The sequence below is a fragment of the Rhodococcus sp. CX genome (assembly GCF_015865005.1).
Classification (GTDB): Bacteria; Actinomycetota; Actinomycetes; order Mycobacteriales; family Mycobacteriaceae; genus Rhodococcus.
Genome location: NZ_JADZGH010000062.1, coordinates 21,340 through 25,619, shown reverse-complemented (window position 1 = coordinate 25,619; position 4,280 = coordinate 21,340). Strand labels below are relative to the sequence as shown.

At 71.0% G+C, this 4,280-nt stretch carries 7 protein-coding genes; all 7 read right to left on the bottom strand.

Annotation, left to right across the window (positions count from 1 at the left end):
* A partial coding sequence (locus I0Q12_RS06650; protein ID WP_197251190.1) for an acylphosphatase occupies positions 1-776 on the bottom strand: 776 nt, incomplete at its 3' end.
* On the bottom strand, positions 773-1,027 hold the full coding sequence (locus I0Q12_RS06645) for a HypC/HybG/HupF family hydrogenase formation chaperone (RefSeq protein ID WP_197251189.1): 255 nt from the start codon (positions 1,025-1,027) through the stop codon (positions 773-775). The genes I0Q12_RS06650 and I0Q12_RS06645, both read right to left, overlap by 4 nt.
* Before the next feature lie 3 nt (positions 1,028-1,030).
* Positions 1,031-1,534, bottom strand: coding sequence for a hydrogenase maturation protease (locus I0Q12_RS06640; RefSeq protein ID WP_197251188.1), 504 nt, complete (start codon positions 1,532-1,534; stop codon positions 1,031-1,033).
* Positions 1,531-1,650 carry a hypothetical protein gene (locus tag I0Q12_RS35060; RefSeq protein ID WP_374068598.1) on the bottom strand — a complete coding sequence of 40 codons (120 nt, stop codon included), beginning with the start codon at positions 1,648-1,650 and terminating at the stop codon, positions 1,531-1,533. Before I0Q12_RS35060 ends, I0Q12_RS06640 begins: the two co-directional genes overlap by 4 nt.
* On the bottom strand, positions 1,647-3,065 hold the full coding sequence (locus I0Q12_RS06635) for a hypothetical protein (RefSeq protein WP_248675169.1): 1,419 nt from the start codon (positions 3,063-3,065) through the stop codon (positions 1,647-1,649). Before I0Q12_RS06635 ends, I0Q12_RS35060 begins: the two co-directional genes overlap by 4 nt.
* A complete protein-coding gene (locus tag I0Q12_RS06630; protein ID WP_197251187.1) occupies positions 3,062-3,715 on the bottom strand; it encodes a DUF6084 family protein in 654 nt (217 codons plus the stop codon). Before I0Q12_RS06630 ends, I0Q12_RS06635 begins: the two co-directional genes overlap by 4 nt.
* Positions 3,712-4,280 (bottom strand): DUF5947 family protein (locus tag I0Q12_RS06625; protein ID WP_231610141.1); only part of this gene is annotated, 569 nt, incomplete at its 5' end. The genes I0Q12_RS06630 and I0Q12_RS06625, both read right to left, overlap by 4 nt.

The window sequence follows — 4,280 nt, the reverse complement described above, 5'->3', positions numbered from 1 at the left end:
TCCGGTGCCATCACCGCGAACGGCTTGTCCGGTCGCCGCTTGCGTTCGCGCAACCGCCGGACCGCGTCGGGGTCGGTGGCGTCGCACATCAGGTGGTAGCCGCCGAGCCCCTTGACGGCCACGAGCTGCCCGGCCGCGAGGGCACGCTGCACCGCTGCCAGCACCGCGTCGTCCCCGTCGATGCGGTCGCCGCCGCGTTCGGTGTGGATCCGCGGTCCGCAGTCCGGGCAGCAGATCGGCTGGGCGTGGTACCGCCGGTCGGCCGGATCTGCGTATTCGCGGGCGCAGCGCGGGCACATCGGGAACGCCGCCATCGTCGTGGCGGGGCGGTCGTAGGGCAGGTCGGTGATCACCGTGTACCGGGGGCCGCAGTGGGTGCAGTTGACGAACGGATGCCGGTACCGGCGGTCGGCGGGATCGTTCAGTTCCCGCAGACAGTCCTCGCACGTGGCGACGTCGGGCGGGATCAGCGTGCGCAGTCCCGGTGTGCGGCGGCTGTCCACGATGCGGAAGTCGCGGTCGCCCCGGGGCGTGCGCGGGACCGACGTCAGATCGAGAACGTCGGCGAGCGGTGGGGCTTCGGCCCGCAGCCGTCGCTCGAACTCGTCGAGTGTGCTTGTGACCCCTTCGATCTCGACGAACACGCCGGTGTCGTCGTTCCCGCAGTGCCCGGCGAGGCGTAGTTCGGCGGCCAGGCCCGCCACGAACGGCCGGAACCCGACTCCCTGCACCACCCCCCGGACGGTCACGCGGCGGCGCTCGACGGCGCTCGTCACGGTGGATCCTCCCGGTCCGGGCCCCGGCCCATCAGTTCCAGTCCGGCCAGGGCACGTTCGGCGCCGGCTTCGTCGACCCGTTCCATCGCGAAACCCATGTGGATGATCACCCAGTCGCCGGGTTCGACGCCTGCGTCGTCGAGCAACCCGATGTTGATTCGCCGGCTCTCACCCACGACGTCGACGAGCGCCAGCTGGCCGCCGTAGCCCTCGAGCAGCCGGATCACCCGGCCGGGAATTCCCAGGCACATACGTCACCCTCCGGGCCTCGGCCGGGCGGCCCGATCGGGTCGCCGGAGATTCTGCACGGCTCGGCGCACCGCCGCGGCGGCCGGTTCGACCGCGGCCGCGACGGCGGGTGAGAGCCCGATGCCCTCGTCGACGCACTGCGCCTGACATCCCACCACGATCGTGCGGGGCCGGCTCCCGCCCAGCGCCGCGAGGGTCGCGAACACCGAGGCCGGGTCCATGCCGTGCGCATCGACCCCGACCGTGGTGGGTGCGGTGTCGCCGGCTTCGAAGACCCGCACCGCCCCGGGCTCCCCGGCGTCGGGAACCGCGTCGACCAGGACCAGGCCGTCCCACCCGTCGAGCAGGTCGTATGCCAGGTGCATGCCGCGGATCCCGTAGTCCACCACCCGGACTCCTTCCGGTTTCGGGCTCCGGGCAAGGTAGCGCACGACCTCGGGTCCGAACCCGTCGTCCCCGAGGAAGATGTTGCCTACGCCCGCGACCAGAATCCGCACCCCACTCCTCACATGTTCCGGATTCGGAAGTAGCGCTTGAGATCCGGCAACGACTTCACTGCGACCAATGCTGCACCGACCGCGACGGCGGCGGCGACCGCCGTGGTCAGCATTCCGACGATTCTCATGACTCCTCGTTCCTCGACGGTTGCACCGGGACGTCCGGCACCGGTTCGATCTCGTCCGGCGCGAAATAGAGGTAGCGGCCGAACCATTCGTGGAGGTCGGCGGCGGGGTCGTCGGTGAGGACGACCCCGACGTGGGTCCCGCCGTCCACATCGGCGTGGACCGTCGCGACGCGCGCGAGCCGGTCGCGGAAGAACAGGTCCTGCGCGTCGGCCCGCCGGGACGGGTGCAGCCGGACCAGGCTTCCCTGTCCCACGGGCATCCCCTGCACGAGCACGGTGTCGAGTTCCGGTCGCACGCTGGTGTCCGCTTCCTCGGTCCACCAGTCGACACCGTCGGGCACCTCGGGTATCGGACCGGCGCCCATCGGATCGGCGCCGCGGCCGGGGTCGCGCAGGACCCCGTGCAGTGCCTGGAGCTCCTCGGGGGTCATCGCCTCGCAGCGGTCCACGATCTCCGCGGCCCGCGCGTCGGTGGCGCGGGCCTGCGCCTTCTCCTCGTCCGTGAGGGTCAGTACCCGCAGGGTGAGGATCTCGTCGATCTCCGTGGCGTCGAACAGGTCTCCGCCGCTCTGCTCGGCGACGCGCGGGTGGTCGTAGAGGATGATCGGCGACACCAGCACGACGGGTGCTTCCCCCGGCACGGCCGGGTCCGGGTCCCCGGCGAGCACCGGGAAACAACGCTCGTGGGTGCAGGTGCCGACCAGTGCGGCCGCGTCGGCGGGCGGTTCGAGGAGCGATACGAAACGCGCCTCGGTGGCAGCGAGGATCAGGTGCGCTCCGATCAGCGACCGCCCGATCGCGTCGTCCGCGTCGACGGGCGCGTCACCGGTGTTCGTGACGGTGGCGGACACGCGGACGAGATCGCCGTCGATCGGTCCGGCCTCGACGGTCACGGTCGCGTGCACGGCGCGCCGGGTGCGCAGCAGACGTCCGGCGACCGTGCCGTCCGGTTCGGTCAACAGTTCGGTGTCCTCCCCCGCGGGCACCGCGACCTCCGTCGCCCCGTGCGCGTTTTCGGTAGCCACCGCTACCGAAAACGCGCACGAGCACTCGACGGCCTCGTCCCACCCGACCCACGACTGTCCGACGACGACCAGCTCGGGCACGATCTCGAACCCCTCGCCGGTGCGGCGCTGCACCGTACGACGCTGAAGCTGGAGAAACCGCAGGGTCACCTCGATCACCGGCTCGGTTCCCAGCGTGCGCAGCACGGTCTGTGCCGCCAGTCCCGGCGGCTCGCCGAGCCCGGACGCGGCGGCTCCGGGCGGCCCGAGAACTCCGAACTGCCAGCGCGAGTGGTTCTTCCGGGCGTTCGCGCGGTACGGGTACAGCAGGTAGCCCTCGTACAGGATCGTGTCGGCGACCGCACGCACCCGGTCCGTGTCGTCGTGTTGCTTCTGCCGTTCCACCGTCACGACGCCTCCGCATCCGTTCCCGCACCGGCTGCGTCGAGCAGTGCGGTGATCGTGGCGTCCAGATCGGTCAGTCCCCGTTCGGCCTTGAACCGTGCCAGTGCGGCCAGCGTCGCGTGGGTGAGGCGCGCGTATCCGCTGTCGGGGAAGTGCGCCCGCATCAGGTCACGCCATACCTGTACCGGAAGGTCGTATCGGGCCTCGCGGTCCCACGGCACCTGCTCGACCGCGAATCCCGTGGTGCCGCGGGTGAAGACGGTACCGCTGAACAGGGCCAGCAACGGCACCGCACCGCCGCAGAGCGCGTGCAGGTAGCGCGAGGCCGCGACCTCGAAGTCGTACGTGCAGGCCAGTGGCAGCGTGGTCTCGCACGCGCCCTCGAATCCCGGCACCACCGTCGACGCGTGCAGCCACGGGAAGGGCGCAAGGGTCGTGCCCCATCGGTCGCGCGTGCCGAACAGGTCCGTCAGCGCGGCTTCCTCGTCGGGGCCGTAGTTCCGGCGGCGCGGTTCGATGCGGAGCTGGCACCGCAGTGCCAGTGCGTGCACGGTCGCGCCCGTGTCTTCCCGTATCCGGAGTTTCGCCAGCAGGGTCGGCGCGGCCGCGTACGGTTCGGGCGCGATGTCGACGATGCCGAACTCGAGCGCGGTCACGACGGTGCCCCCGCGTCGACCGGTCGGCTCCGCCGGGCGAGTGTGTCGAAGAATCCGTCGAGTGCGGCATGCGCATCCTGTCCGCCGTCGAAGCCCCGCCACACCCGCCGCAGCCTGCCCACCAGTTCGTAACACGCGTCGATCGGCACGAGGTGGCACGTGGGTTCACCGCGGTCCGGTACCCGTACGATCAGCGCCTCCACGTCGGGCAGCGGTGTGGTCAGCGCCGGGTTATCGGCGAGGACCGCGTCCCACATGCCCAGCGGCAGCTCCGATTCCGTGGCACCGGCAGGTCCCGGATAGAACGCGACGGTGCGGCCGAGCGTCGAATTGTGGAAGAAGAACGCCAGCGCCACCGGGATCTCGAGGTCCTCCCACCGGCCCGGCGCGAGCGTGAAGGACGGGAACGACAGGTACCGGTCGGGAACGGAGCGGAACCGAAGGTCCGCGCCCTGATCGGTGAAAAGGAGGTAGCAGGGCCGGCATACGCACATCAGACGCCGGGATTCGAGATCGACGTGCCGGTGCGCCTCGTCGAGTCCGATCGCACACATCTGGCACCGCT